Genomic DNA, 22,461 nt, shown 5'->3' on the forward strand with positions numbered 1-22,461 from the left:
GGCCGGGCCCGCAGGGCGCGGCTCTGACGACCCTTGACGAGGGCCGGTCCGGACTTTTGCGCCTCCCTGACGTGCCGGGGGGGCTCAGCCGACGTGGACGCGCGGCCTGCGGCCGCGGTCGGGCTCCGCCTCGCGCAGCACCTCCCGGGTGACCGGGGCGACCTCGCCCTGCCCGAAGAGGAAGAAGCGCAGGAAGTTGGCGAACGGGGTGCCCTCGGTCCACTCGAAGTAGATGTGCGGCCGCTGCCCGGTGCTGTCGCGGACGTGCAGGAGGAACGCCGCCAGCGCGTTCGGGATGGAGGAGCTCTCCAGGGTCAGGACGCGGTAGCGGTCGTGGAGGACCTCGCCGCGGACCACCAGGCCCGCCTCGAACTCGGACGGGTCGGAGACGGTGACCTCGACGAAGACGAAGTCCTCCTCGGCCGGCAGGTCGTTGTCGGACCGGATCTGCTTGATCTTGTCGCGGTACTCCGCGACGTCCCGCCGGTCGGGCTCGTTGGCGATGAAGCGGATCGTGCGGTGGGAGATGTCACGTACGAAGCGCTCGGCCATGGCGTCCATGCTGATGCCGGTGATGCGCAGTTCGAAGGCGCGGGCGAGCCGCGACAGCAGGGAGATCAGCATGATGCCGACGATGAAGCAGGCACCGATCTTCACGCCGTCCGGGCGCTCGAAGACGTTGACGACCGTGGTGTAGAGGAAGACCGCCGAGATCACCCCGAAGACGATCGTCCAGTTGCGCTGCCCCGCCTTGCGGGCGGCGATGGTCACGGCGATCGCCGCGGAGGAGATCAGCACCAGGACGCCGGTCGCGTACGCGCCGCCCTGGGCGTCGACGTTGGCGTCGAAGATCCACGTGACCAGGAACGCGACGAGGGTGAAGACCAGCACCATCGGCCGCACCGCGCGCGCCCAGTGCGGCGCCATGCCGTAGCGCGGCAGGTAGCGCGGCATGAGGTTGAGGAGCCCGGCCATCGCCGAGGCGCCGGCGAACCACAGGATGCAGATCGTCGACACGTCGTAGACGGTGCCGAAGGCATTGCCCAGGTACTCGTGCGCGAGGTAGGCCAGCGCGCGGCCGTTGGCCTTGCCGCCGGCCTCGAACTCGTTGGCCGGGATCAGCAGCGTGGTGATGAAGCTGGTCGTGATCAGGAAGCAGCTCATGATCACGGCGGCCGTGGTCAGCAGTTTCTTCGTGTCCCGGATCCGCCCGGCGGGACGCTCCTCGGTGTCGGAGGGGTCGCCCTTGACGTGCGGCATCACCGCCACACCGGTCTCGAATCCGGACAGGCCCAGCGCGAGCTTCGGGAAGACCAGCAGCGCCACCCCGACCATCACCAGGACGTTGCCGTGCTGCGTGGCCAGGGCGCTCGACCAGTCGGTGACCACGTGCCCGGCCGTGGCCACGTGCCACAGACCGACGACCACGACGACCGCGTTGAGCGCCAGGTAGATGCCCACGAGGGCGACCGCGACACCGATCGCCTCCAGGAAGCCCTTCATGAATACCGCGCCGAGCAGTGCGACCAGCAGCAGCGTGATGACCATCTGCTTCCCCTGCAGCGCGTTCGTCAGGTGCGGGTTCTCCACCAGGTGGGTCGAGGCGTCGGCCGCCGACAGCGTGATCGTGATGAGGAAGTCCGTCGCCGCGAAGCCCAGCAGCGTCAGGACGAAGAGCTTGCCCTTCCAGAACGACAGGAGCCGCTCCAGCATGGCGATCGAGCCCTCGCCGCGGGGGCTCTCCTCAGCCACCCGGCGGTACACGGGCAGTGCGCCGGCCAGCGTGACGATCACCAGCACGATCGTGGCCACCGGCGACAGCAGACCGGCCGCCAGCGCCGCGATGCCGGGCTGGTAGCCGAGGGTGGAGAAATAGTCGACACCCGTCAGGCACATCACGCGCCACCAGCGCTGGCCGTGGTCGTGCCGCTCCGGGACCGCCTGTCCGCCCTGCTGGTGCCGGGCCATGTCGGAGAGGCCCTCGAGCATCCACGCGCGCAGGCGACTCGTAGGGACGGGGGAGGTCATCGGTGCTCCTGACGTAACTGCCACTGGTTCCCGCCACCACGAGATGGCCTGGTCAGCGTACGCATCGGTCAGCGCCCGACTCTCCGTACCGCCGCTTCACGCCGTTAAGATTCCGTCAAGAGTCGCCGTTTTGTCCCGTAGGCGTCCTTTATGCCGACCGGTTCGGTCAGAACGTGGGCACCAGGGCGTCATGGTGCGGTCCGCCCAGGACGACTTTGAGCGCGCCGGTGTCGGCCGCCGCCGCGAAGACGTCGTAGGCCTCCGCCATTTCGTGCAGCTCGAAGGTGTGCGTGACGAACGCGCCGATGGGCAGTTTCCGGGCTTCCAGCAGGCGCAGCAGGGTGGGCGTGGAGTAGGTGTCGACCAGGCCCGTGGTGATGGTGACGTTGCGGTTCCACAGCTGCTCCAGGTGGAGCGTGACGGGCCCGCCGTGCACCCCCGCGTTCGCCACCCGGCCGCCGGGCCGGACCATCCGCGTGGACATCTCGAAGGTCTCCGGAAGCCCCACGGCCTCGATCACCACGTCCGCGCCGAGCCCGCCCGTGAGGTCGTCGACCAGCTGCTCGGGCTGCTCGGCCGCCGCGACCACGGCGTCCGCGCCCAGGTTCTTCGCCGCCTGCAGGCGGGCCGCCGCCACGTCGACGGCGATCACGGTGTGCGGGGAGCACAGCTGGGCCGTCGCGATGGCGGCCAGGCCGATCGGGCCGCAGCCGACCACGGCGACCGTGTCCCCGGGCCGGACGCCGCCGTTGAGGACGCCGACCTCGTAGGCGGTGGGGAAGATGTCGGAGAGCAGGACGGCGTCGTGCCCGGTCACGTTGTGCGGCAGCGCGTGCAGCGAGGTGTCGGCGTACGGCACGCGCACGTACTCCGCCTGCGTACCGTCGATCAGGTGCCCGAGCACCCAGCCGCCGCCGTCCAGGCACTGGCCGTAGACCTGCTCACGGCAGAACCGGCAGCGTCCGCAGCCGGAGACGCAACTGACCAGCACCCGGTCGCCGGGCTGGACGGTGTCCACGTCCGCTCCGGTCTCGACGACCTCGCCCACCGCCTCGTGACCGAGCACCGTACCGGGGGCGACGTCCGGCACGTCGCCCTTGAGGATGTGCAGATCGGTGCCGCAGATCGCGACAGTGTCGACGCGGACGATGGCGTCCCTCGTGTCCTGGAGGACCGGATCGGCCACCTCCTGCCAGGCGGCCCGTCCCGGACCCTGGAAGACCCATGCCTTCATGGCGTTCCGCTCCTTCGGACTGAGGCGTGTTCCCCCTCTCCAGAGTGGGCGCGGCCGGCGGCCCTCGCATCCGGCGCCCGGGCCGCCCTCCACGCGCGGTTCGGCGTCGAATCGAAGCGCGCGTCGACGACGCGCTCGACGGACCGCACCAGGGAGCGGTCCCCGAGCAGCCCGCTCAGGGTGACGCCCCCTCGTCGACCTCGACCGCCACGGACGGCCACGAACGCCACGCGCCGGGGAAGAGCCGGGCGGCCACATGCTCCCGGACGTCGCGGGCGATGTCCTCGTCGGACCGCAGGAAGCCCTTCGGCGACTCGTCCTGGCTGACCATGCCCTTGAGCATGCCCCGGGCGCCGACCACCGGCAGCCGCTTGACCTGGGACGCGCCATGGCACGGGCCGGCCGGCCGGGCGAGCGACGCGGCACCGCGCACCGTGACCGAGGGCGCGGTCATCAACCGCTCGTCGGTGAGCGCGGCGCCCACCGGGGGCGGCTCGCCCTCGCGGCGCTCCTCCTTGCGCAGCAGGCCGGCCTCCGAGACGACGCCCACGACGCGCGGCGGGTGACCGTGACGACTCCGCACGCCATCACGTCGCCCACCGTCATCGGCTGCCGGACGGCGCTCATCGCGGCCCGGACCCGGGACGAGCCCCCTGCTTCCGGTCCCTGCCGGTGCGGCGGCGGGCGCACGGCCCCGCCGGGCCCGCTCACCCCGCGAGCGTGAGCGGCACCGTGTCGAGGACGACCCGGCGGCCGTCCTCGGCGGACAGGACGTACGCGGTGAGGGTGCCCGGCCCGTCGGCCGCGCGGTAGGGCACGGTCACGTCGAACGTGCCCCGGGTGCCGCTGCCCGAGGTGGCCGCCACCCGTACGTCGGCGATCGTGCGGCCGGTGCTGTCGGAGATCCGCAGCCGGAACTCCGCCTCGAAGGTGTTCGCCGTGCCGCGCACGCGCAGCGGGGCGGTGACGGTGTCGCCGAGAAGCGGCGATTCCACGAGGACAGCGGGGGACAGATCCTCGAAGTCGGCGCGGCCGAGGGGACGGCCCGTGGCCGCCGTGCCGAGTGCGGCCGGCGGCCGGCCGTCCACGAGCAAGCGCACCTTGTCCACGCCGGGGAACCCCGTCGCGGTGAACACCACCTGGGCGAGCCGTGTTTCCACGAACGTGGCGGAGGCGTCGTCGTAGCGCCCCGAGACGTCGACGGTGGCGACGCGGTCACGTACGGCCAGCGACCGCAGCACCGTCCCCGACGGGACCGCGGTGGCCCGGCCCTGACCGCGCTCGAAGCCGTTCGGGCCCGCGAGCAGGGCCCGCAGCGCCGCGGCGACGGTCGCCGGGCCGGTGACCGTGCGCGGCGCCGCCGACAGCTTCCCCTCGTGCAGGAAGTAGACGGCCGCGCGGACCCGGCGGGGCGTCGCCGCGGCAGACGCCGACACAGGCGCGGACGCCGACACGGACGCCGACGCGGAGGCGGCCGGGTCCGGCGACCTGCCGTCCGGCGTGGCGACCGGTGCGCCGGTCCGGGACGGCGCACCGGAGGCCTCCCGGCCGGACCCGCCGCAGGCGGACAGCAGCACCAGGGACAACAGCGCGGCGGCGAGCGCCCGCGCCGGGCGTGCGGCGCAGAGCCGGGCACCATCCATGTGAATCCTCCCCTCCGGTATGCGCACAGAGTGCCCGCTTCCGCCCCCGCACGCCATCACCCGGGAGGGTCACCCGCGCGGCGCCCGGAACAACGCCGCCCAGAGGAAGTCCTCGCCGAAGCACGCCGATTCCACGGGCTCGTCGCGCATGCGGCGCAACTCGACCTCCGTCAGACCGGAGAAGATCCAGCGCAGCGCCTCCGGGGTGTAGGCCAGGCCGCCGTGCAGCCGGGACTCGCGGTAGAACTCCGCGTCGGAGAGCTCGGACCCCATCGCACCGGCCGCGAAGCACGTCAGCACCAGATGCCCGCCGGGCGCCAGGACCTCGTCCAGCAGCGCGAGGTAGCTGATCCGCCGGTGCGGCGGCAGATGGTGGAAGCAGCCCGAGTCGTGGACCAGGTCGTACGGGCCGCGCAGCGTGGTCGCGGCCAGGGTGAAGGCGTCACCGCGATGGAAGCGGATGCCCGCCCCCGTCCCGCGGGCCCGCTCCTGCGCCCAGGCGATCGCGGTGGGGGACAGGTCGACCGCGTCCACGGTGAACCCCCCCCGTGCGGCCAGGTACCGCGCGTTGCGCCCCGGACCGCACCCGAGGTCGAGGACCCGGCCACCCGGCGCGATCAGGCCCCGGTCGAGCCACTCCACAAGGTTCTCGTCGGGCTTGTCCACGAAGAACGGCACCGGCCGGGACCGGTCCGCGTAGAACGCGTCCCACCAGTCGGCCGCTCCTTCCGTCCAGCGGTCGGCTCCGGCAGCGAACAGGTCGTCCAGGAGCTTCAGCACGTCGTCGACGTCGCGGATACCACGGTCCATCAGGACCTAGCCAGGGGACGCCCCGTTTTAGCGGGGTGGGGAATGGCTTCTGGGCCCTGCTCTGGCCTCAACTGGGTGTACGGATCGGCACTGTTCACCTGAGTCCACCTTTCTGCTGCACTAGACCTGCGGCGCGTGTATAGTGATCGTGTGACCGTGGCCAGGAAGGTTCGCCGATTCTCCGGCGGCGTGTACGACCTCGGGCTCCACGTCGTGTGGTGCCCGAAGTACCGCCGTCCGGTCCTCGGCGGCCGGGTCGCGGAACGACTGGAGGAACTGATCCGGCAGAAGGCGGACGAACGCGGGTGGGAGATCATCGCCCTTGAGGTGATGCCCGACCAGGTGCACCTGTTCGTCAAGCACGACCCGAAGTCGTCGGCCTCGTACGTGGCGAACCAGTTCAAGGGCTTCACCTCTGGCGTGCTGCGCGAGGAGTTCGCGCACCTGAAGTCGCGGATGCCCACACTGTGGTCGTCGTCGTACTTCGCGGCCTCGGTCGGCGCCGTGTCGGCGGCCACGGTCGAGAAGTACATCAACACCCAGTGGGAGCGCCCTGGGAAGAAGGGGGACGGCTCGTGATCCGCGCGTACACGTTCCTCCTGCGCCCCACGGCCCGTCAGAGGGCAGCGCTCGGTGAGATGCTGCGGGACCACTGCTCCCTTTACAACGGTGCGCTGCAAGAGCGCCGGGACGCCTACCGGCACACCTCGAGGACCAGTGTCCGGTACGGTGACCAGTCCGCCCAGCTCAAGGAGATCCGCGCGTTCGACCCTGAGCGGCAGGGCCGCTGGTCGTTCTCCTCCCAGCAAGCCACCCTGCGCCGCCTGGACAAGGCGTTCCAGGCGTTCTTCCGCCGCGTCAAGGCCGGGCAGACGCCGGGCTACCCGCGTTTCAAGGGCGTCGGGCACTTCGACACCGTCACCTTCCCCAAGGACGGCGACGGCTGCCGCTGGGACTCCACCCCCCACGGCTCGCAGACCCGCGTCCGCCTGCAAGGCGTCGGGCATGTCCGTGTGCACCAGCACCGGCCCGTGCGCGGCCGGGTCAAGACCATCTCGGTGAAGCGGGAGGGCAACCGTTGGTACGTCGTCTTGTCCTGCGACGACGTGCCCGTCGAGGAACTGCCGCCGACCGGGGCGGTCGTCGGTATCGACATGGGTGTCGCCCACTTCCTGACCACCTCGGACGGCGAACACGTCACCAACCCGCGTTTCCTCCAGGCGATGGCCGGCGAACTGGCCGAAGCGCAGCGGCACCTGGCGACGTTCCCCAAGCGGTCCCGGCAGCGCGTCAAGCGCCACCGCGCCGCCGCCCGGAAGGTCGCCAAGCTGCACGGCAAGATCCGGCGGCAGCGCGCCGACTTCCACCACAAGACCGCCCGTACGCTGATCGCCGGCCACGACGTGATTGCGCACGAGCGGCTCAACACGGCGGGTATGACCAAGAGCCCCGCACCCAAGGCCGACCCTGAGCAGCCCGGCAGCTTCCTGCCGAACGGTGCTGCCGCGAAGGCCGGGCTCAACCGCAGTATCCTCGATGCGGGTTGGGCGCAGTTCCTCGGAATCCTGGCGAACAAGGCTGAGAGTGCCGGTCGCCTGGTGGTTGCGGTGGACGCGCGCAACACCTCCCGCACGTGCCCCGAGTGCGGGCATGTCGCGAAGGAGAACCGCGCCACCCAAGCGACGTTCGCATGCACGGCGTGCGGGTTCGCGGCGAACGCGGACCACGTCGGCGCGGCGAACGTCCTCAACCGGGCCGGGCTGGCCCTCTGCGCGGCGGCTTAGCCACCGACGCAGGAAGCCCGCGCGTTTACGCGTGGGTGGAGTCACCAGATCCCCTTTCCCGATGAGACGCTAGGGCCCGCAGCCCCGAAAGCCCAGCTCAGCAGCGTTGCCCCAACTCACATGTACGCCCGTCTCCCCCGCTCCCGCGCCACCCCCCGCCCGCCCCGTCCGCACCCCGCCCCCGAGCCCACCCCCACCCCCACCGGGCCCCACCGCGACCCCTTTCCCGGGCACGCCGGGCACGGTTTTCCGACGGATCTCCCGAACGCGCTCACACGGAGTTCTCGCGGATCAACTCGAGCCAGATCGAGGGACAGCACTCCGCCCCGCCCGGCCTCCGGGCCCCGGACCGCCTCGACCACACGATCGACGCACGCGTACATCCGGTCGCAGGGCCGGCCTGAGGGCCCGGGGTGAGGAGGGGGTGCCGCGGCAGGCCCCACTCGCGCGGGGCGGTCCTGTCGCGTTCCGGGATGGCGCAGCGCCCGGCGGCGTCGATGCGTTCGCGGGAACGCGGGGAGATGGAACGCGGGGAGATTCAAGATCGCTTGCCGGCGTTCGGGCGGCGGCCCGGAGCAGCCGGGGGCAGTCCCTGGTGCAGGGTCGCCGCGTGGTCGGGGACGTAGGTCTGGAGGTCGCGGGGTGGGCGCTGGTAGCCGGTCGACGCGGGGCGGGGCGGGAGTTCGATCGCCGGGAGCGGGACCTCCTCGTAGGGGATGCTCGACAAGAGGTGGGCGATCATGTTGATGCGGGCAGCGCGCTTGTCGTCACTGCCGACGACGTACCAGGGGGCCTCGGGGATGTCGGTGTGCACGAACATGTCGTCCTTGGCGCGCGAGTACGCCTCCCAGCGGGTGATGGACTCCAGGTCCATCCCCGACAGTTTCCAGCGGCGGGTCGGGTCCTCCAGGCGGGCCCGGAAACGCTGCTCCTGGACGGCGTCGCTGACGGAGAACCAGTACTTGCGCAGGATGATGCCGTCCTCGATCAGCAGCCGCTCGAAGATCGGGCACTGGTGCAGGAAGCGCACGTGCTCCTCGGGGGTGCAAAAGCCCATCACGTGCTCCACGCCGGCGCGGTTGTACCAGCTCCGGTCGAACAGCACGATCTCCCCGCCGGCCGGCAGATGATCGATGTAGCGCTGGAAGTACCACTGGGTGCGCTCGCGTTCGGTCGGCGCGGGGAGCGCCGCGATGCGCGCGATGCGCGGGTTGAGGTGCTCCGTCACCCGCTTGATCGTGCTGCCCTTGCCGGCCGCGTCGCGTCCCTCGAAGATGACGACGAGTCTGCGCCCGCCGGCCCGGACCCACTCCTGAAGCTTCACCAACTCGATCTGCAGCCGCAGCAGTTCCCGCTCGTACACGCCCCGCGGCAGGCGCTCCTGCCGCTTCCTGTGACCCATGCCCCGATGCCCTCGCCTCCGTAGGACGCCCACGGTACGGCGCCCGAGGCGGGCTCCGGGGGAGGCTCAGCCGAGCGGGCCGGTGCCGCCCGGGGCGCCGACGGCGTGACCGGGGGCGGCCGCCGGGAACGGGAGCCAGGGGCCGGGGCCGTGAGGGGGGTGCGGGACGGCCGCGAAGGGGGGCAGCACCTCGGCGTCCGCGCGCTCCGGGGCGGTCCGCGGGGGCTTGGCCGCCTCGGCGGCCGGGGACGCCGGCGTGTACGGGGCGCCGGTCGTGGGGGCCGCGGTCGGAGTAGGGGCGGTCGCCGGCGGTGTGGGTTCTGGTGTGTGCGTCGGGGTCGGGGTCGGCGTGGGTGTGGGCGTGGGTGTGGGCGTGGGCGTCGACGGCGGGGTGGAGGGCGCCGGGGCGCCGGTGTGGGTCGGCTTCGGCGTCGGCTTCGGGGTCGGCATGCTCGCGGGGGGCTTCGGGTGGACCGGCTTGGTGGGGGCCGGCTTCGCCGGGTTCGGCTTCTCCTTGGCCTTGGCCTTTGTCTCGGCCTTGGCTGGAGTCGACCGGTTCGAGGCCGTCGGGCTGGTGCTCTTCTTCTCCTTCGCCTCCGGGGCCGCGTCGCGGTGTCCGCGGTCGGCCTCGACCAGGCCACGCTCCGGCTGCTCGGACGCGCTCGGCACGATCGAGGTGACGTGGACCTTGGAGGAGCCGGACGAGCGGTCCGCCCCGGAGGCGTCCGAGCCGGACTGCTGGAGTGCCCATGCGGTTCCGCCGAAGGCCGCGGCGGAGGCGACAGCCGCGGCGGACAGCTTGAGCCGCAGGGAACGTCCGCGGCGGTGCTTGGCCTGGTTGCGCATGTGAGACGAGGACCCTTTCAGCTAGCCCCCGCCCGGAATGCCGGCTGCCGCGCTGCGCGGCCGGGGCCGGTTACGTCAGGGACTCTGCGCGAGCATTCCCGCCTGCGCAAGGGCCTGACCTGCGCAGTCGTCGGAAGCGGAGTACATGATTCCGAAAAGCCGCAGGTCAAAGCCATGATGAACCGCGCAAATCGGGGCATGTGACATCGCCCACGTCGCTCACGGGACGGAAGTCCCGCAGTGGTATACGGAGGTCGTTCGGCCTGATTACGTACAATGCGGATGGATCCCGCCGTGTGTCCGACCGGCGCCGTCGACGCGAAGATCCACTGGCTTGCATACTCGGGAGTGCCGTTCGGCAATCGAGGCCACCACATCAGCACGCGGAGGCATGGACGTGGAGTACACGAAACTCGGCAGCACCGGTCTTGACGTCTCCCGGATCTGCCTGGGCTGCATGAGCTACGGCGCACCAGACCGTGGCAACCATCCGTGGACCCTGGACGAGGACGCCGCCCGCCCCCTCATCCGCGGCGCCGTCGAGGCCGGCGTCACGTTCTTCGACACCGCCAACGTCTACTCCGACGGCACCAGCGAGGAGATCGTCGGCCGGGCCCTGGCCGAGTACGCGCCCCGCGAGGAGATCGTGCTGGCCACGAAGGTGCACGGCCGCATGCGGCCCGGACCGAACGGGGCGGGCCTGTCCCGCAAGGCCGTGCTCACCGAGATCGACGCGAGCCTGCGCCGCCTCGGGACGGACTACGTGGACCTGTACATCGTGCACCGCTGGGACCCGCACACCCCGGTCGAGGAGACGATGGAGGCCCTGCACGACGTGGTGAAGTCGGGCAAGGCGCGGTACATCGGGGCGTCCTCCATGTACGCCTGGCAGTTCTCCAAGGCCCAGTACACGGCGGAGCGCCACGGCTGGACGAAGTTCGTCAGCATGCAGAACCACTACAACCTCCTCCACCGCGAGGAGGAGCGCGAGATGCTGCCGCTCTGCGCGGACCAGGGCGTCGGCGTCACCCCGTGGAGCCCGCTCGCCCGGGGGCGGCTGACCCGTGACTGGGACGCCGGCAGTGCCCGTCAGGCCACCGACGAGTTCGGCGGCACCCTCTACCTCGAGGAGGACCGCGTGATCGTCGAGGCCGTCGCGGCCATCGCGGCCCGGCGCGGTCTGTCGCGGGCGCAGATCGCCCTGGCGTGGCTGCTGGGCAGGCCCGGGGTCACGGCGCCGATCGTCGGCGTCGGCAAGGAGGCACATCTGGAGGACGCCGTCGCCGCGCTGGACGTGCGCCTCACCGAGGAGGAGCTGAAGGAGCTGGAGAGCCCGTACCGGCCGCACTCCGTCGTCGGCTTCTCCTGAGCCGCCGGGTCCGGGTCCGGGTCCGTGGCTGCGCGGCGGCCACGGACCCGGCCGCCGTCACGGCGCGACGTTCTGGTTGAGGTGGAACAGGTTCCCGGGGTCGTACGTCCGCCTGACCTCGACCAGCCGGTCGTATGGCCAGCCACACGGACTGCTTCGCTCGATCCATGGCGAGCGTGCAGGCGCGAAAGAATCGCGTGGGACCAATCCGCCACCGATGATCCCGCACCCCCCACGCCCACCCGCGCCCCTCCCGATGCCGTGACCCTGACGCTGTCCGGCCAGGGACCCCGCAGCGGCCCCACAGGGCAAATCCCTCCCATCAGGCGGTAGGACACACGGCGGGGACAAGTGAGTGCTTGGGTTGAGAAGTGCAGGACAAGGCAGCCATGGAGCCGGTTGGAGAGTGTGCCGGGGAGGCTGCGGGAGCCTGGGCAGAGGCAGTTGACAAGATCGTGGCTATGAATGGCACTCCTGTCACCCCGCCACGGCCACTCGATGTTGCCGCGGTTTTTCCTCAACTGGCCCCGCTGGCACGCACGGCGACCCGATTGCATCCCCGACCCGGGGGCACCGACGTGGTGGGACAGCTCGGTCGGCGGGCCACTCCTGTGGCTCGCCGACGAGCCGTGGCCCCACTGCGAGGGCCCGCATGTCGTGGACGGGGTGAACCCGGCCCTGTCCCCAGCGGATGTACGGCTGGAACGCGGCTACAGGCAGCAGCTGTACGTCTGCCCGGCGGCACCCGAGCATCCCCACATCGAACTGATGACGTAGCCCGTCGCCCTCTTCTGGGTTGAGAAGCGCGGCTTGTTGTCGGCCACCGGGAGCGTGCGGACATGCTGATGCGCGGTGGACTCCGCCTCTGGCGGCTCCACCGCCGGCGCGTCACACGTTGTAGGCGGCGATGTGGACCAGGGCCGTGTCGTCCCGCTGGTAGGTCACCGTGACCTCCATGTGGGACGACAGTTCGCCGTTCCACCGCTCCTCCGGCCGGTTGCCGAGGCAGAGGTCCGCCTTGCATGACTGGGAGACGGTCAGCCGGGGGAACGCCGCGGTCAGCCGGTCCGCGAGGCGCTCGCGCGGCATGCGGAAATCGGCGACGTATGCCTTGTCCATGAACCCGCGTGTGTTGGTGCAGACGACCTCGGTTGCCCCGGGGGGAATCGAACCGCCGAAGAACGACTCGGTTTCCGTGCAGTCCACGGAACGCGGATCCAGGGCGCGTGAGGAGATCCTGCCGTAGGCGAGAAGAGCGAAGAAGGCAAGGGCCGCGACGGTGGGGATTGCCGCGATGACATAGGGCCAGTTCGTCGTGCTGCCAACGGGTTTGCGGGGTCTCCATGGGCTGGTCAACCGTGCCTCACGGTCCGGTGAGCGCCAAGATCGGTCGATGGAGAGCGTGGCAGCATCCTTGAACATGTTCAACAGTGTTGGCGTGAAGGGCGGCGGCTCACGTGCCGGCCGCCCAGCACGCGACTCTCACTCGGGCTTCCGTCACCGGCTGCGCGTCGGTCAGTGACAGCTCATTGGATCAGGTCGGTGTGCGGATGCTCGGGGGAGGTCGGGCAGGCGTAGAGCTGCATGTTGTCGGCGCTGCCGACTTCCACCTTGGTCGGCTGCGCAGGGTCCTGGCCGGCGTGATGGCTTTCGGCACAGGCGGCAGCTTGGTCCTCGTACGGCGCCCAGCCGCGCTTGCCGTAGTCCCATTCGAGGGAGGCAATGGTCAGCAGCGGGACCATCTGTACCGCGCAGACGCTGCAGTATCGGGGATCGGGGTCGGTGCGGCCCCATGGGGGCCAGCCGCCGACCTTCCAGCCGGGAGCGTTTGCCAGATTGCCGTCGTAGAACTCCGCCGGACAGCTCGCGTACGAACTGTCCACGCCGGCGCCGGCGGCCTGCCATCTGCTCCAGTCCTCCACCATCAGCCGCATCTCGGGGCTGAGATCGAGGCTGTGGGGATACTCGGTGATCGCTTCCGGTGCCAGTCGACAGGGCTCCGGCACGTAGCCGTCCCAGTCCGCCTCGTAAGGGTCCGGCGGTAGAGCCAGGACGTCATCGACATCGGCCGCGGATCGCCAGAACAGCGCAGTCGCGGGCTTGGCATACGGTGCGTGGTCGTAGGGACACCAGAGCACTTGGAGCACGTCGGCCTTGCCGGGCGCCCGCAGGAGAGGGACATCGCGCACGTATAGCTGGGCGACGGGCAGCATGGGGACCGGACTCTCCGCGGGCCAGGGCGGGCCGGCTTCGAGTCGCTCCATGAACCTGGCGTCGTTGCGGTGCTGGATCGCCGTCTCCTCCGGCGTGGAGTGAGGACCTTGGGGATCACGGTGGAGTCGGGCTCGCCGGCGCCTGTCGAGGCGTATGTCCGCCGGCGACTTGCTTCGTCCGGTGCCGGGATGCACGGCTTCGCAGTGCGGCCAGGGCTCCTCGGCCGGCCACAACAGCGGGCCGCCGACGGAGCTGTCCCGGACCGAGGGCGACCCGGCACGTGGATGCAGCCGAATCGCCGCACGCGCCAACGGAGTCAACTCGGGAAAGACGGCGGTGACGTCGATTGGCCGCGGCGGAGTAGTACGTACGAACACCATGCCGGCGATCTTGCCACCGGCCACTGACAGGCCGCTGCCGCCTTGAACGGCGTCGGTCCTCAGTTGGTTGTGACGTTTACCAACTCGGCCACGGTGACGGCAAGCCTGCCTTTGTGGCAACTGTCGCGCTTCGGTTCGGGAGGCCGGGGGCTGAGCAGGTTCGGTGAGCCTGCGCCGGTGACGTGGGCGTGGCGAGGCAGGTGACCTCGGCGTGGGTGATGACGGCGAGTCCACGACGCCCGCCCAGGTGCAGCCGAGAGCGCACCGCGCCTGGCGCGGTCGACCGCCGTGGCCACCGGTCGTGAGTCGGCGCCCGGAGGTGACCTCCTCCGCGCCTGCCGAACAACTGGACCAACAACACCTGGACGTCGCCCAGGAGTACGTGAGGCAGCGCCAGTACGCCGACGCCGTGGGGGTCCGGCGCTCGCGTCAGGCCTGAACATCCGCCACGTCGCGCCTGCCGGGGTCTTCATTCGCGACGGATCGGACACCGCCTGGCCCCGATCCGCGGAGGGGATGGTAACTCCCCACCGAAGGGGAAGGACCACCACCTTGTCCATCGTCAAGGAGTTCATGGACCATTCTCAGCGGCGCCCGCAGTCAGGGATGAAATTGCCGCACGGCGAGAAGAGGGCCGCTGGTGACGCACTTGTGCCGGCCGCTTACGAGGTGGCGGGTGGGATGTTCTGGTTGGCGTGGAAGAAGTTGTGAGGGTCGTAGGTGTGTTTGATCGCGGCCAATCGGCCATAGTGATCGCGGTAGGTGCCATGGACCCGGTCGGGGCCTTCCTGTTCGCCGAGGAAGTTGATGTAGGCGCCACCCATGGAGTGGGGATGCAGGTCGGTCCAGTAGTCGACGCACCACTGGCGGATCAGTTCGGCATTGGCGGGTTCGGGGTCGATGCCGGCGATGACGCCGGACCACACGGCGTGCCGGTAGGCCCAGGCTGTGTCGTCGGTGCCGACTTGGCGGGTCGCCGCGTCGATGGGGTACAGGTGCATTGTGGACAGCCCGGTGGGGAGATTGTGGCCGTGCTGCTCGTGCACGCCTATGGCCTCGTCGGGGATGCTGTCGAAGAAGTCGCCGCGCCAGTACCACTGGAGCCCTTTTGGCATCAGTCCGTCGAACAGGCTTTGCAGGGCGGGGTAGGGCATGGGGCTGGTGAAGTGGAATGCCGGTGGTCCGGGCTCGTTGACGACGGTCAGCGCCTTCTCCAGGCCATCCCCTTCGAGGTCGCCTGTGTAGCACCACACCACGCCGCACACCTTCTGCCCGTGGATGGGTTCGGGGAAGGGCGGCCCGGGCGGCACTGTCAGCAAGGCGAAGAAGCCACTGAGTTCATCCGGTGCGGCGGGGAGGAAATCCCTGTACCACTGGAGTACTTCGCGGGCATGGTCGATGGGCCAAACGGTCAACCCGACACCGACGGTGTCCACGGGGTGCAGTCGGAAGGTGAACGAGGTGACGACACCGAAGTTGCCGCCGCCGCCCCGCAGAGCCCAGAACAGGTCCGGGTGGTCGCTCTCTGACGCGGTGACGAATGTGCCGTCGGCAAGGACGACGTCGGCGGACACCAGGTTGTCGATGGTCAGCCCGTACCTGCGGGTCAGGTGCCCGTGGCCGCCGCCGAGGGTGAGACCGCCGATCCCGGTGGTCGATATGGTTCCGGTCGGAGTCGCCAGTCCGAAGGCGTGCGCTGCGTGGTCGAGGTCGCCCTGCAGGCTTCCGCCGCCCACGCGCGCGGTTCTCGTTTGTGGGTCGACGTGCACCCAGCGCATAGGTGTCAGGTCGAGTGTCAGTCCGTCATCGATCAGGCAAAGCCCCGGACCACTGTGTCCGCCGCCGCGGACCGCCAGGTCCAGCCCGATGTCCTGGGCGAAGGAGAGCACGGCCCTGACGTCCGCTACGTCGACGCAGCCGGCAATCGCCGCCGGGCGCCGGTCGATCATGGCGTTGTAGATGCTGCGGTCCTCGTCGTAGCCTGCGTCTCCCGCAGCGACGACAGGTCCCCGCAGTGACTCGCGCAGGCCGTCCAGGGCCTGTTGGTTGATGCCGTCCATAGTCGAAAACCCCTGCTTATGCGCGACGCGGGGAGGGCGTCCGAGCGGGCTGCGCGAGCGTGAGACGCGCATCCGAATGCGTCTGTGTCGAGGACTGGCAAGGTGCCGCACCACTGTCAATTGTCCGCCTGCGCATTACCCCTCGCACGTCGGCTCTCCGCTCGGGCCCGGACAGGGTGAGCAGCCCACCCCGGGAGGACTTGGCCGTTGGGGACGGACCTCTTCGCGCCGGACGGTGGTGTTCGCGGGGGAGGGGGGGCGACTCGAACGCGCCTTGCTTGGCGAGGCATCGGGCCGCAGTGCCGATGGCGCGGTAGATGTCGTCGTGGGTCTGCGCCCCTCGGCGAAGGCGTCGCCCACAATCGATCACGTATTCGAGGTGGGTGTGGGGGCCGTGCCGGCCGTCACGTCGATCCTGCGGCACGACGGGCGGCCTTAGAACGCGACCGCCGAGTTCTCCCCGCGCAACGACGGTGGTTCCGAGGTGGCCTGGGCCGCGTGGGTCCGGGCGGGTGGGCCCGCAGTTCAATTCCCGCGTTCGGGGAAAGTTGGGGCGGACGCTTCCGGGAGGCGACCCCGGTACGGCGCGGCGGCGAACATCCGACGGGGAAGGGTGCGCGGGGTGGCGTCACCTGTAGCATGGGCATGCAGTTACCGACTGGTAGGTACGTCGGTGAGGGAGCGGGACCACCCAAGGAGCAGCCATGCCCACGCTCGACCGCCAGGACGACGTCTTCATCCTCGACCTCGGGGACACCGAGAACCGCTTCCATCCCGACTGGCTCGCGTCCGTCGACGCCCTCCTCGACGAGGTGGAGAAGGCGGAGGGGCCGCGGGCCCTGGTCACCGCGGCCACGGGGAAGTTCTGGTCCAACGGGCTCGACCTGGAGTGGCTCTTCGCGCACGCGGACCAGGCGGGCGCGTACGTCAGCGGCGTGCAGGCGCTGCTCGCCCGTGTCCTGACCCTGCCGGTGGCCACCGTCGCGGCGCTGCAGGGCCACACCTTCGCCGCGGGCGCGATGCTCTCGCTGGCCCACGACGTCCGGGTGATGCGCGCCGACCGCGGCTACTGGTGTCTGCCGGAGGCGGACATCAACATCCCCTTCACCCCGGGCATGTCGGCTCTCATCCAGGCCCGCCTGCACCCGCAGACGGCCCACGAGGCCATGACCACCGCGCGCCGTTACGGCGGTCTCGACGCGCTGGCCGAGCGCATCGTCGACGGTACGGCGGGGGAGGGTGAGGTCCGTGAGGCGGCGGTCGCCCTCGCCCGCCCTCTGGCCGGGAAGGCGGGAGCCACCCTCGGAACGATCAAGACCCGGATGTACGGCCCCGTGCTGGAGGCCCTCCGCCAGGAGGTCCCCCTCGGCTGAACCCGTGGCCCTTACACCGAGGGGGCGGGGCCGGAGGGGTCAGCGGGGGTCGTTGAGCCAGTAGCCGGGGAGGTCGTCGCGCACCCGGTCGAGCGCCTCCTCGGTGCGCGCCCGCGCCCACAGGAACGTCCGGTCGTCCTCGCGGAGTATGACGTCGGGGCCGGCGTACCAGCGCGCGCCCAGGTCCTCGCCGGGCGGGTACGCGGGGAACGGCAGCGGGGTGAACCGCCCGCTCAGGGCCTCGAACTGGGCGTCGTCGAGGTCGTCACGGAAGTCGCCGAGCTCGGACGGCTCGTGCAGCGACTCCGACAGGACGATCTCGACGCAGGCCCACGAGAAGCGGTCCAGCCACGCCGACCACCTCTCGGCCTCCTTGTCCGCGAGGTCCGGCTTCATGACGACCGGCGGATCGGGCTTGTGCAGGTCGCGCAGGAGGATGCCCCACGACGCGGCGCCCTGGTTCTCGTACCGGAAGACCAGCGCCTCCGCGCGGGAGTCCACGTGGAGTTCCGCCGGCGCGAGCAGCCTGTCGTGATTGCTGGTCAGGTCCGGGCGCCGCCCGAAGAGCCGGTAGGCGTCGCGCAGTACGGAGGGGAGGGCGAAGCCCAGGCGTTCCTCCGCGGCGGCCAGTTCGGGCTCACCGTACCCGTCGCCGTCCTGCAGGGGCGCGAGCCAGTGTCCGGCGAAGCCGCGTACGAACCGCAGGGCCCCGGCCGGGTCGGTCATGCCCGCGGCCAGCTCCCGGCGCACGTCGAAGTCGTCTGTCATGCCGGGCACGTTATCGCGCTGCCGGACCGTGCTCGCCGCCGCAGACCGCGCGCAGCGCGGCGACCGCCTCGTCGACCGCCTCCGGGCCGTGGACGCGCGCGGGTGCGGCCCGGTGAGGTGCGAGGACCACGTAGCCGGCCGCGAGATGGGACAGTCCGCCCCAGGGCTCCCGGCGGTGCGCGCGGGCGAGCACCGCCTCGCAGCGCGCGCAGCCGATCCAGGGGACGAGGTGGAGCTCCGCCAGGAGCGGGCCGTCGGCGACGGCCGACCCGGGGAGGGCGTCCGCGTCCGAGTCACCGATCACCGTGAGCGAGGTACCGCCGCCGCACAGGTCGAGGCACCGGGTCAGGCCCGGGCCGAGGGCCGGCCATGTGTCCCAGGCCTCGGCGGTCGCCGCGATCGTGGCCCACTCGGCCTCGCTGATCGCGGGCCGGTGTTCGAGGAGCCCCGCGACGAGGCGGCCGAGAGCGGCCTCCTGTTCGCCGATGCTCACGCAGTCCTCGACGTACTCGGCGTCAGCCGGCGGCAGGAGGGCGGCGAAGCCCCGCCACCGGTCCGTGTCCGGGATCATGCCGCCGAGGCTACCGCGACGAGGGGCCGGTCAGCCGGTGTGCGGGATGGAGTGGTGCTCGTGCGCGACCACCCACCGGCCGCCCTGCTTGCGCAGCCCGGGCGTGAGGCGGAGCCGGAGTTCGGGGTGCCCGGCGGGGTCCTGCGGGCTTCCGCAGCGGAGCGGGGCGTGCGCGAACGCCACCTCGTCGCCGGCGGTGACCGGCAGGGACACGATCGCGAACGAGGCTCCCCGGGCCTGCCGGTCGAAGAACGGCGGCCACACCTTCCGCCAGGCGGCGAGGCCGCGGACGCCGTCGTGGCGTGGTGGCACGTCGGACATCACGATGTCCTCGGCGTGGTCCGCGACCACGGCGTCGAGGTCGCCCTGGTGCACCGCGTCAGCCCAGCGCTTGATCAGCGCACGGATCCGCGCCGCGTCGTCCCGCAGGGTGCCCGCCCTCCCCTGCCGCCGACACCGCGCCCACCGTCCGTCGTCATCCTGTCACACGAGGGTGATGGGGCCGATGGGGCCGGTGGGCGGGAATCGGCGAGTTGGTGCGGGCGCGTGCCCGCCCGATTAGCGTGCGGATATGGCAGTACGCTTCCCCGCTTCGGTCACCGTCGACGGCCGGTACGCGCGGCTGGTCCCGTTGTCGCCGCTGCACGTGCCGGCGCTGTTCGCGGCGGCACGCGCCGACGAGGCGATGTGGCGCTGGCTCTCCACGACGCCGCCCGGTTCACCGGGGGAGATGGCGGCGCTGGTGGAGCAGCGGCTGGCGCAGGCCGCGGCGGGGGAGTCCGTGGTGTTCGCCGTCGTCCCGCACGCCACGCAGCGCCCGTCGGGCTGGGCCGCGTACGTCGACATCTCCGTCGTCGACGAGCGCGTGGACATCGGGTGGAGCTGGCTGGACCCGGCCCTGTGGGGCAGCCCGGTCCACCTGGAGACCCACTTCATGCTGGTGTACTACGCCTTCGAGGATTTGGGGTTCGGGCGCGTCCAGTGGCGCCTGGACGACCTCGACCTGCCGACCCAGGACGCGGTGTCCCGTATCGGCGGCATCCGCGAGGGAGTGCTGCGCCGGCACTGCCGCCGGGTCGACGGATCGTGGCGCGACACCGTGTACTACTCCCTGGTCGCCGCGGAGTGGCCCGCCGTGCGGGAGCGCTGGATGGCGGGCTGGATCCTCGAATGACGACGGGCGTCAGTGCCCCTTACGAGTGCGGCGCCAGGAGAACGGCCCCGGGAGATCGACGGATTCGGTGCGCTCACCGCGGGTGTTGACCGTGTGGTGGACGCCCTTGCCGCCCGTGGTGAGGGACAGCGAGCGCTTGTTGATGTTCAGGCGGACGCCGGGAAGGATCCGGAACGACTTGCGGAAGCGAAGAGGCACGTCGTGCTCCTTTCCGAGGGTTCGGTCCTGAATACGTCTGCCCTGCTGACGGCCTTTCATCGGGGACGCCCCCACCGGTGTGGAGGACCTCCCGCGTCAGCCCGGGGCGCCGCCTTCCGGCAGGCGCGTGGCGATGCCGTCGACGAGGAACGCCAGGCTGAGCGCGAACCGCTCGTCGAGGTCCGGCCCGGAGGGCGCCGCGTCCACCGCGCCGGCAGCGGGTGCCGCCTCACCGCCGCGGCCGGCTCGCGGGCGGCGGTGACGGTCGCGCCGCTGCTCCGGGGTACCGGGCCCACCGCGCCCGGCACAGATGCGTCGTCCACGAACGCCTGCAGGACCTCGTGCAGCTGCGGCTTCACCGATCCAGCCTTCCCTCGTGTGCCGTCACGGAGAGGACCTCCGCCACGGCGCGGACTCATTCGGTCCGCCCGTGCCGTGCGCCCGTTCGGCGGTGTGTTGCGGGGGGTCGCCCCGGGCACCCGCGTAGCGTACGGAAAGCCGGCCCGTATCGGGGTGTACACGGAGGAAAGGGCACCGGAACCATGCAGCAGGAGCGCGGTGGCCGCTGTGACGTGGTCGTGGTCGGGGCGGGCGCCGCCGGGCTGGCGTGCGCGGCCGACCTCGCCGTGGCGGGCCTGGCGGTGCGGGTACTGGAGGCCTCGGACGGCGTCGGCGGGCGGATGCGCACCGACCGGCATCGCGGTTTCCTCCTCGACCGCGGCTTCCAGGTCTTCAACACCTCCTACCCCCAGGTGAAGCGGCGTCTGGAGCTGGAGCCCCTGCGGCTGCGGCCGTTCACCCCCGGCGTGCTGGTGCACACCCCCCGCGGGCGGCTGCGTTTCGCCGACCCGACCCGTCCGCCGTACGCGACCTCCGACCTGCTGCCCGGACGGCTCGCCTCGGGGCGCGACCTGGTGGCGCTGGGCGTCCTCAGCGCCCGTGACATGCTGCTGCCCCCGGGACGGCTGCGCACGGGCGCGGACACCACGACGCTCACCGCGCTGGCCGCCGCGGGCATCTCGCCCGAGCTGGTGGAGACCCTGTTCCGGCCCTTCCTCTCCGGGGTCTTCCTGGAGGACGAACTGGAGACCTCCAGCCGCTTCTTCCACTTCGTGTGGCGCAGCATGCTGCGCGGCACCCTCGCCCTGCCCGCCGGGGGGATCGGCGCCGTGCCCGGGCAGCTGGCCGGGCGACTGCCCGAGGGCACCGTCCGCACCGAGGCCCCGGTGCGCGAACTGACCGGCGACGGGGTGCTGCTGGAGGACGGCACGGAGGTCACCGCGCCCGTCGTGGTGGTCGCCACAGGGCCGGGGGCGGCAGCGCGGCTGCTGCCCGGCCTGACGACCCCGCCGACGCGGACCGTGACGACCTACTACCACGCCGCGGACCGGTCGCCGCTCGCCGAACCGACGCTGCTGGTGGACGAACGCCGCCGCTTCCTCAACACCGTGGTCCTCACCGAAGTGCAGCCCAGACTGTCCCCGGACGGCCGCGCCCTGGTCGCCAGCTCCGTGCTCGGCGCGCCGGGCCCCGCCGACGAACCCGCCCTGACCGCGGCACTGTCGGACGCGTACGGCACGGACGCCTCCGTCTGGGAGCCGCTGCACCGCTGTACCGTGCGCGAGGCGCTGCCCGCGATGCCGGCGCCGCACCCGATGACCCGCACCACCCGCTTCGGGCCGGGGCGTCACGTGTGCGGCGACCACCGGGCGACCGGATCGCTCCAGGGCGCCCTCGCCTCCGGCGCACGGGCCGCCCGCGAGGTGCTGTCGGACCGCCGCCGGACGGCGACGCGGCTGCGCTGAGGAGCCGCGGAGACCCGTCGATCGCGGCGTCGACGAGGGCGGTGGCCATGGCACGGGCGCGGACGCCCGACCTGTGGCGTTCAGCGCGGTGCTGCGGGCGACGGCGCCGTCGTACAGGAGGGCGAGCCGTTCCCCGAGCTCCTCCGTGTCGCGGGTACCGGCCGGCCGTGCGAGGGCCGTCAGCCTGCGGGCGAACGCGGTCTTGCAGACGGCCACCAGCGCGTGGACCGGGTGGTCGGGGTCGGGGACCTCGAAGGCGGCGTTCAGTAAGGGGCAGCCGCGCAGCGGTCCGTCCGTCGTCCGCGGTCGCCGGTCGAAGACGGCCAGGAGTTGCTCCCGCGCATCCGGGCAGGGCTCCCCGGGGATCACCTCGGCGGGGAGCAGGCCCTCCTCGAGTTCGCTCAGACAGGCGTGACGAGCTCGTCCTTGCCGGTGAAGTGCGTGTACAGGGTGCGCTTCGAGGCGTTGGCGACCGTGGCCGGCTGGTCCATCCCGGTCGCGTTGACCCCCTGGGCGACGTACAGTTCGGTCGCCGCCACGAGGGTCCGCTCCCGGGCGACTCGGCCACCGAGCCGGCGCACGGGGGAGGAGGGCGCGTCGCTCATGCCTTGAGGATCCCGATCGTTCTCCTTCACTGTGAGCGACGGCCGCGGTGGGCCACGTAAGGGAACCGATCGGTTCACTCAAGGCTCGGCGGTCCACGCCGCGGCGGGCTCCGGTGGACCGGATCCCCCCGGTCCGCGATGCTGGTGTTCCGCACCACGGGCGAGCCGGGGCGGCGAGCAGAGGAAGGAAGGCGCGG

Annotated in this window: 23 protein-coding genes and 1 pseudogene; 8 read left to right on the top strand and 16 right to left on the bottom strand. The window is 71.5% G+C overall.

Annotated features, from left to right (window positions below; all coding sequences use genetic code 11):
• Positions 1–84 precede the first annotated feature (84 nt).
• The 5 genes from AC3EUJ_RS29610 to AC3EUJ_RS29630 all read right to left on the bottom strand — a co-directional run bounded on the left by AC3EUJ_RS29610 (position 85) and on the right by AC3EUJ_RS29630 (position 5,715).
• Positions 85–2,028, bottom strand: coding sequence for an APC family permease (locus AC3EUJ_RS29610; RefSeq protein ID WP_431966701.1), 1,944 nt, complete (start codon positions 2,026–2,028; stop codon positions 85–87).
• 166 nt (positions 2,029–2,194) lie between these two features.
• Positions 2,195–3,262: a zinc-binding dehydrogenase gene (locus tag AC3EUJ_RS29615; RefSeq protein WP_431966703.1), complete on the bottom strand. Its 1,068-nt coding sequence runs from the start codon at positions 3,260–3,262 to the stop codon at positions 2,195–2,197.
• Positions 3,263–3,437: 175 nt separating this feature from the next.
• Positions 3,438–3,845 carry a CBS domain-containing protein gene (locus tag AC3EUJ_RS29620; RefSeq protein WP_431966705.1) on the bottom strand — a complete coding sequence of 136 codons (408 nt, stop codon included), beginning with the start codon at positions 3,843–3,845 and terminating at the stop codon, positions 3,438–3,440.
• Positions 3,846–3,969: 124 nt separating this feature from the next.
• On the bottom strand, positions 3,970–4,905 hold the full coding sequence (locus tag AC3EUJ_RS29625; RefSeq protein WP_431966707.1) for a GerMN domain-containing protein: 936 nt from the start codon (positions 4,903–4,905) through the stop codon (positions 3,970–3,972).
• Between the two features lie 69 nt (positions 4,906–4,974).
• Entirely contained in the window at positions 4,975–5,715 is a 741-nt protein-coding gene (locus AC3EUJ_RS29630; RefSeq protein ID WP_431966709.1) for a class I SAM-dependent methyltransferase, read from the bottom strand.
• A gap of 156 nt (positions 5,716–5,871) precedes the next feature.
• On the opposite strand from AC3EUJ_RS29630, the gene tnpA reads away from it, so the two are divergent.
• Positions 5,872–6,294: an IS200/IS605 family transposase gene (tnpA, locus tag AC3EUJ_RS29635; RefSeq protein WP_431966776.1), complete on the top strand. Its 423-nt coding sequence runs from the start codon at positions 5,872–5,874 to the stop codon at positions 6,292–6,294.
• Positions 6,291–7,499 carry an RNA-guided endonuclease InsQ/TnpB family protein gene (locus tag AC3EUJ_RS29640; RefSeq protein ID WP_431966711.1) on the top strand — a complete coding sequence of 403 codons (1,209 nt, stop codon included), beginning with the start codon at positions 6,291–6,293 and terminating at the stop codon, positions 7,497–7,499. The genes tnpA and AC3EUJ_RS29640 overlap by 4 nt, the downstream gene beginning before the upstream one ends.
• 538 nt (positions 7,500–8,037) lie before the next feature.
• Here the strand turns inward: AC3EUJ_RS29640 and ppk2 are convergent.
• Both ppk2 and AC3EUJ_RS29650 read right to left on the bottom strand, forming a co-directional pair.
• On the bottom strand, positions 8,038–8,901 hold the full coding sequence (ppk2, locus tag AC3EUJ_RS29645; RefSeq protein WP_431966713.1) for a polyphosphate kinase 2: 864 nt from the start codon (positions 8,899–8,901) through the stop codon (positions 8,038–8,040).
• A 66-nt stretch (positions 8,902–8,967) separates the two neighbouring features.
• Positions 8,968–9,747, bottom strand: a complete 780-nt coding sequence (locus tag AC3EUJ_RS29650; protein ID WP_431966715.1) for a hypothetical protein — start codon at positions 9,745–9,747, stop codon at positions 8,968–8,970.
• Between the two features lie 397 nt (positions 9,748–10,144).
• Between AC3EUJ_RS29650 and AC3EUJ_RS29655 the strand changes: the two genes are divergently transcribed.
• On the top strand, positions 10,145–11,116 hold the full coding sequence (locus AC3EUJ_RS29655) for an aldo/keto reductase (RefSeq protein ID WP_431966717.1): 972 nt from the start codon (positions 10,145–10,147) through the stop codon (positions 11,114–11,116).
• A gap of 57 nt (positions 11,117–11,173) precedes the next feature.
• Here AC3EUJ_RS29655 and AC3EUJ_RS29660 read toward each other — a convergent pair whose 3' ends face one another.
• Positions 11,174–11,467 (bottom strand): BBE domain-containing protein, encoded by a 294-nt coding sequence (locus AC3EUJ_RS29660; RefSeq protein ID WP_431966719.1) that lies wholly within the window; start codon positions 11,465–11,467, stop codon positions 11,174–11,176.
• A gap of 110 nt (positions 11,468–11,577) precedes the next feature.
• On the opposite strand from AC3EUJ_RS29660, the pseudogene AC3EUJ_RS29665 reads away from it, so the two are divergent.
• A pseudogene (locus tag AC3EUJ_RS29665) lies at positions 11,578–11,770 on the top strand (hypothetical protein); the annotation flags it as partial.
• Positions 11,771–12,004: 234 nt separating this feature from the next.
• On the opposite strand, the gene AC3EUJ_RS29670 reads toward AC3EUJ_RS29665, so the two are convergent.
• Together AC3EUJ_RS29670 and AC3EUJ_RS29675 are read right to left on the bottom strand one after the other, a co-directional pair.
• Positions 12,005–12,538, bottom strand: a complete 534-nt coding sequence (locus AC3EUJ_RS29670) for a hypothetical protein (protein ID WP_431966721.1) — start codon at positions 12,536–12,538, stop codon at positions 12,005–12,007.
• A 104-nt stretch (positions 12,539–12,642) separates the two neighbouring features.
• A complete protein-coding gene (locus AC3EUJ_RS29675; protein WP_431966778.1) occupies positions 12,643–13,710 on the bottom strand; it encodes a hypothetical protein in 1,068 nt (355 codons plus the stop codon).
• Between the two features lie 301 nt (positions 13,711–14,011).
• Between AC3EUJ_RS29675 and AC3EUJ_RS29680 the strand changes: the two genes are divergently transcribed.
• Positions 14,012–14,149, top strand: coding sequence for a hypothetical protein (locus AC3EUJ_RS29680; RefSeq protein WP_431966723.1), 138 nt, complete (start codon positions 14,012–14,014; stop codon positions 14,147–14,149).
• Between the two features lie 223 nt (positions 14,150–14,372).
• Here the strand turns inward: AC3EUJ_RS29680 and AC3EUJ_RS29685 are convergent, their stop codons facing one another.
• A complete protein-coding gene (locus AC3EUJ_RS29685; RefSeq protein ID WP_431966725.1) occupies positions 14,373–15,770 on the bottom strand; it encodes an FAD-binding oxidoreductase in 1,398 nt (465 codons plus the stop codon).
• Positions 15,771–16,474: 704 nt separating this feature from the next.
• Here AC3EUJ_RS29685 and AC3EUJ_RS29690 point away from each other — a divergent pair.
• Entirely contained in the window at positions 16,475–17,143 is a 669-nt protein-coding gene (locus AC3EUJ_RS29690) for an enoyl-CoA hydratase-related protein (RefSeq protein WP_431966727.1), read from the top strand.
• A gap of 39 nt (positions 17,144–17,182) precedes the next feature.
• On the opposite strand, the gene AC3EUJ_RS29695 is transcribed toward AC3EUJ_RS29690, so the two are convergent.
• The 3 genes from AC3EUJ_RS29695 to AC3EUJ_RS29705 are packed head-to-tail and all read right to left on the bottom strand — an operon-like array spanning position 17,183 to position 18,911.
• Positions 17,183–17,911: an SMI1/KNR4 family protein gene (locus tag AC3EUJ_RS29695; RefSeq protein WP_431966729.1), complete on the bottom strand. Its 729-nt coding sequence runs from the start codon at positions 17,909–17,911 to the stop codon at positions 17,183–17,185.
• Between the two features lie 10 nt (positions 17,912–17,921).
• The gene (locus tag AC3EUJ_RS29700) at positions 17,922–18,482 is read right to left on the bottom strand and encodes a hypothetical protein (RefSeq protein WP_431966731.1); all 561 of its coding nucleotides are present in this window, start codon (positions 18,480–18,482) and stop codon (positions 17,922–17,924) included.
• Positions 18,483–18,512: 30 nt separating this feature from the next.
• Positions 18,513–18,911, bottom strand: coding sequence for a YybH family protein (locus AC3EUJ_RS29705; protein WP_431966780.1), 399 nt, complete (start codon positions 18,909–18,911; stop codon positions 18,513–18,515).
• Positions 18,912–19,053: 142 nt separating this feature from the next.
• On the opposite strand from AC3EUJ_RS29705, the gene AC3EUJ_RS29710 reads away from it, so the two are divergent.
• Positions 19,054–19,656 carry a GNAT family N-acetyltransferase gene (locus AC3EUJ_RS29710; RefSeq protein WP_431966733.1) on the top strand — a complete coding sequence of 201 codons (603 nt, stop codon included), beginning with the start codon at positions 19,054–19,056 and terminating at the stop codon, positions 19,654–19,656.
• Positions 19,657–19,665: 9 nt separating this feature from the next.
• Here the strand turns inward: AC3EUJ_RS29710 and AC3EUJ_RS29715 are convergent, their stop codons facing one another.
• Positions 19,666–19,854 (bottom strand): DUF4236 domain-containing protein, encoded by a 189-nt coding sequence (locus tag AC3EUJ_RS29715; protein ID WP_431966735.1) that lies wholly within the window; start codon positions 19,852–19,854, stop codon positions 19,666–19,668.
• 542 nt (positions 19,855–20,396) lie between these two features.
• Here AC3EUJ_RS29715 and AC3EUJ_RS29720 point away from each other — a divergent pair.
• On the top strand, positions 20,397–21,659 hold the full coding sequence (locus tag AC3EUJ_RS29720) for an FAD-dependent oxidoreductase (protein WP_431966737.1): 1,263 nt from the start codon (positions 20,397–20,399) through the stop codon (positions 21,657–21,659).
• A 401-nt stretch (positions 21,660–22,060) separates the two neighbouring features.
• On the opposite strand, the gene AC3EUJ_RS29725 is transcribed toward AC3EUJ_RS29720, so the two are convergent.
• Entirely contained in the window at positions 22,061–22,264 is a 204-nt protein-coding gene (locus AC3EUJ_RS29725) for a helix-turn-helix domain-containing protein (protein WP_431966739.1), read from the bottom strand.
• Positions 22,265–22,461: the final 197 nt, after the last annotated feature.

This window comes from Actinacidiphila sp. bgisy160, from assembly GCF_057707815.1.

What these genes read in the sequence shown, in the direction of transcription:
- ppk2 (WP_431966713.1), bottom strand. Translation starts at nt 8,901, where the DNA reads ATGGGTCACAGGAAGCGGCAGGAGCGCCTGCCGCGGGGCGTGTACGAG.
- AC3EUJ_RS29670 (WP_431966721.1), bottom strand. Translation starts at nt 12,538, where the DNA reads ATGTTCAAGGATGCTGCCACGCTCTCCATCGACCGATCTTGGCGCTCA.
- AC3EUJ_RS29650 (WP_431966715.1), bottom strand. Translation starts at nt 9,747, where the DNA reads ATGCGCAACCAGGCCAAGCACCGCCGCGGACGTTCCCTGCGGCTCAAG.
- AC3EUJ_RS29675 (WP_431966778.1), bottom strand. Translation starts at nt 13,710, where the DNA reads ATGGTGTTCGTACGTACTACTCCGCCGCGGCCAATCGACGTCACCGCC.
- AC3EUJ_RS29615 (WP_431966703.1), bottom strand. Translation starts at nt 3,262, where the DNA reads ATGAAGGCATGGGTCTTCCAGGGTCCGGGACGGGCCGCCTGGCAGGAG.
- AC3EUJ_RS29685 (WP_431966725.1), bottom strand. Translation starts at nt 15,770, where the DNA reads ATGGACGGCATCAACCAACAGGCCCTGGACGGCCTGCGCGAGTCACTG.
- AC3EUJ_RS29725 (WP_431966739.1), bottom strand. Translation starts at nt 22,264, where the DNA reads ATGAGCGACGCGCCCTCCTCCCCCGTGCGCCGGCTCGGTGGCCGAGTC.
- AC3EUJ_RS29700 (WP_431966731.1), bottom strand. Translation starts at nt 18,482, where the DNA reads ATGATCCCGGACACGGACCGGTGGCGGGGCTTCGCCGCCCTCCTGCCG.
- AC3EUJ_RS29630 (WP_431966709.1), bottom strand. Translation starts at nt 5,715, where the DNA reads ATGGACCGTGGTATCCGCGACGTCGACGACGTGCTGAAGCTCCTGGAC.
- AC3EUJ_RS29695 (WP_431966729.1), bottom strand. Translation starts at nt 17,911, where the DNA reads ATGACAGACGACTTCGACGTGCGCCGGGAGCTGGCCGCGGGCATGACC.
- AC3EUJ_RS29625 (WP_431966707.1), bottom strand. Translation starts at nt 4,905, where the DNA reads ATGGATGGTGCCCGGCTCTGCGCCGCACGCCCGGCGCGGGCGCTCGCC.
- AC3EUJ_RS29690 (WP_431966727.1), top strand. Translation starts at nt 16,475, where the DNA reads ATGCCCACGCTCGACCGCCAGGACGACGTCTTCATCCTCGACCTCGGG.
- AC3EUJ_RS29720 (WP_431966737.1), top strand. Translation starts at nt 20,397, where the DNA reads ATGCAGCAGGAGCGCGGTGGCCGCTGTGACGTGGTCGTGGTCGGGGCG.
- AC3EUJ_RS29710 (WP_431966733.1), top strand. Translation starts at nt 19,054, where the DNA reads ATGGCAGTACGCTTCCCCGCTTCGGTCACCGTCGACGGCCGGTACGCG.
- AC3EUJ_RS29610 (WP_431966701.1), bottom strand. Translation starts at nt 2,028, where the DNA reads ATGACCTCCCCCGTCCCTACGAGTCGCCTGCGCGCGTGGATGCTCGAG.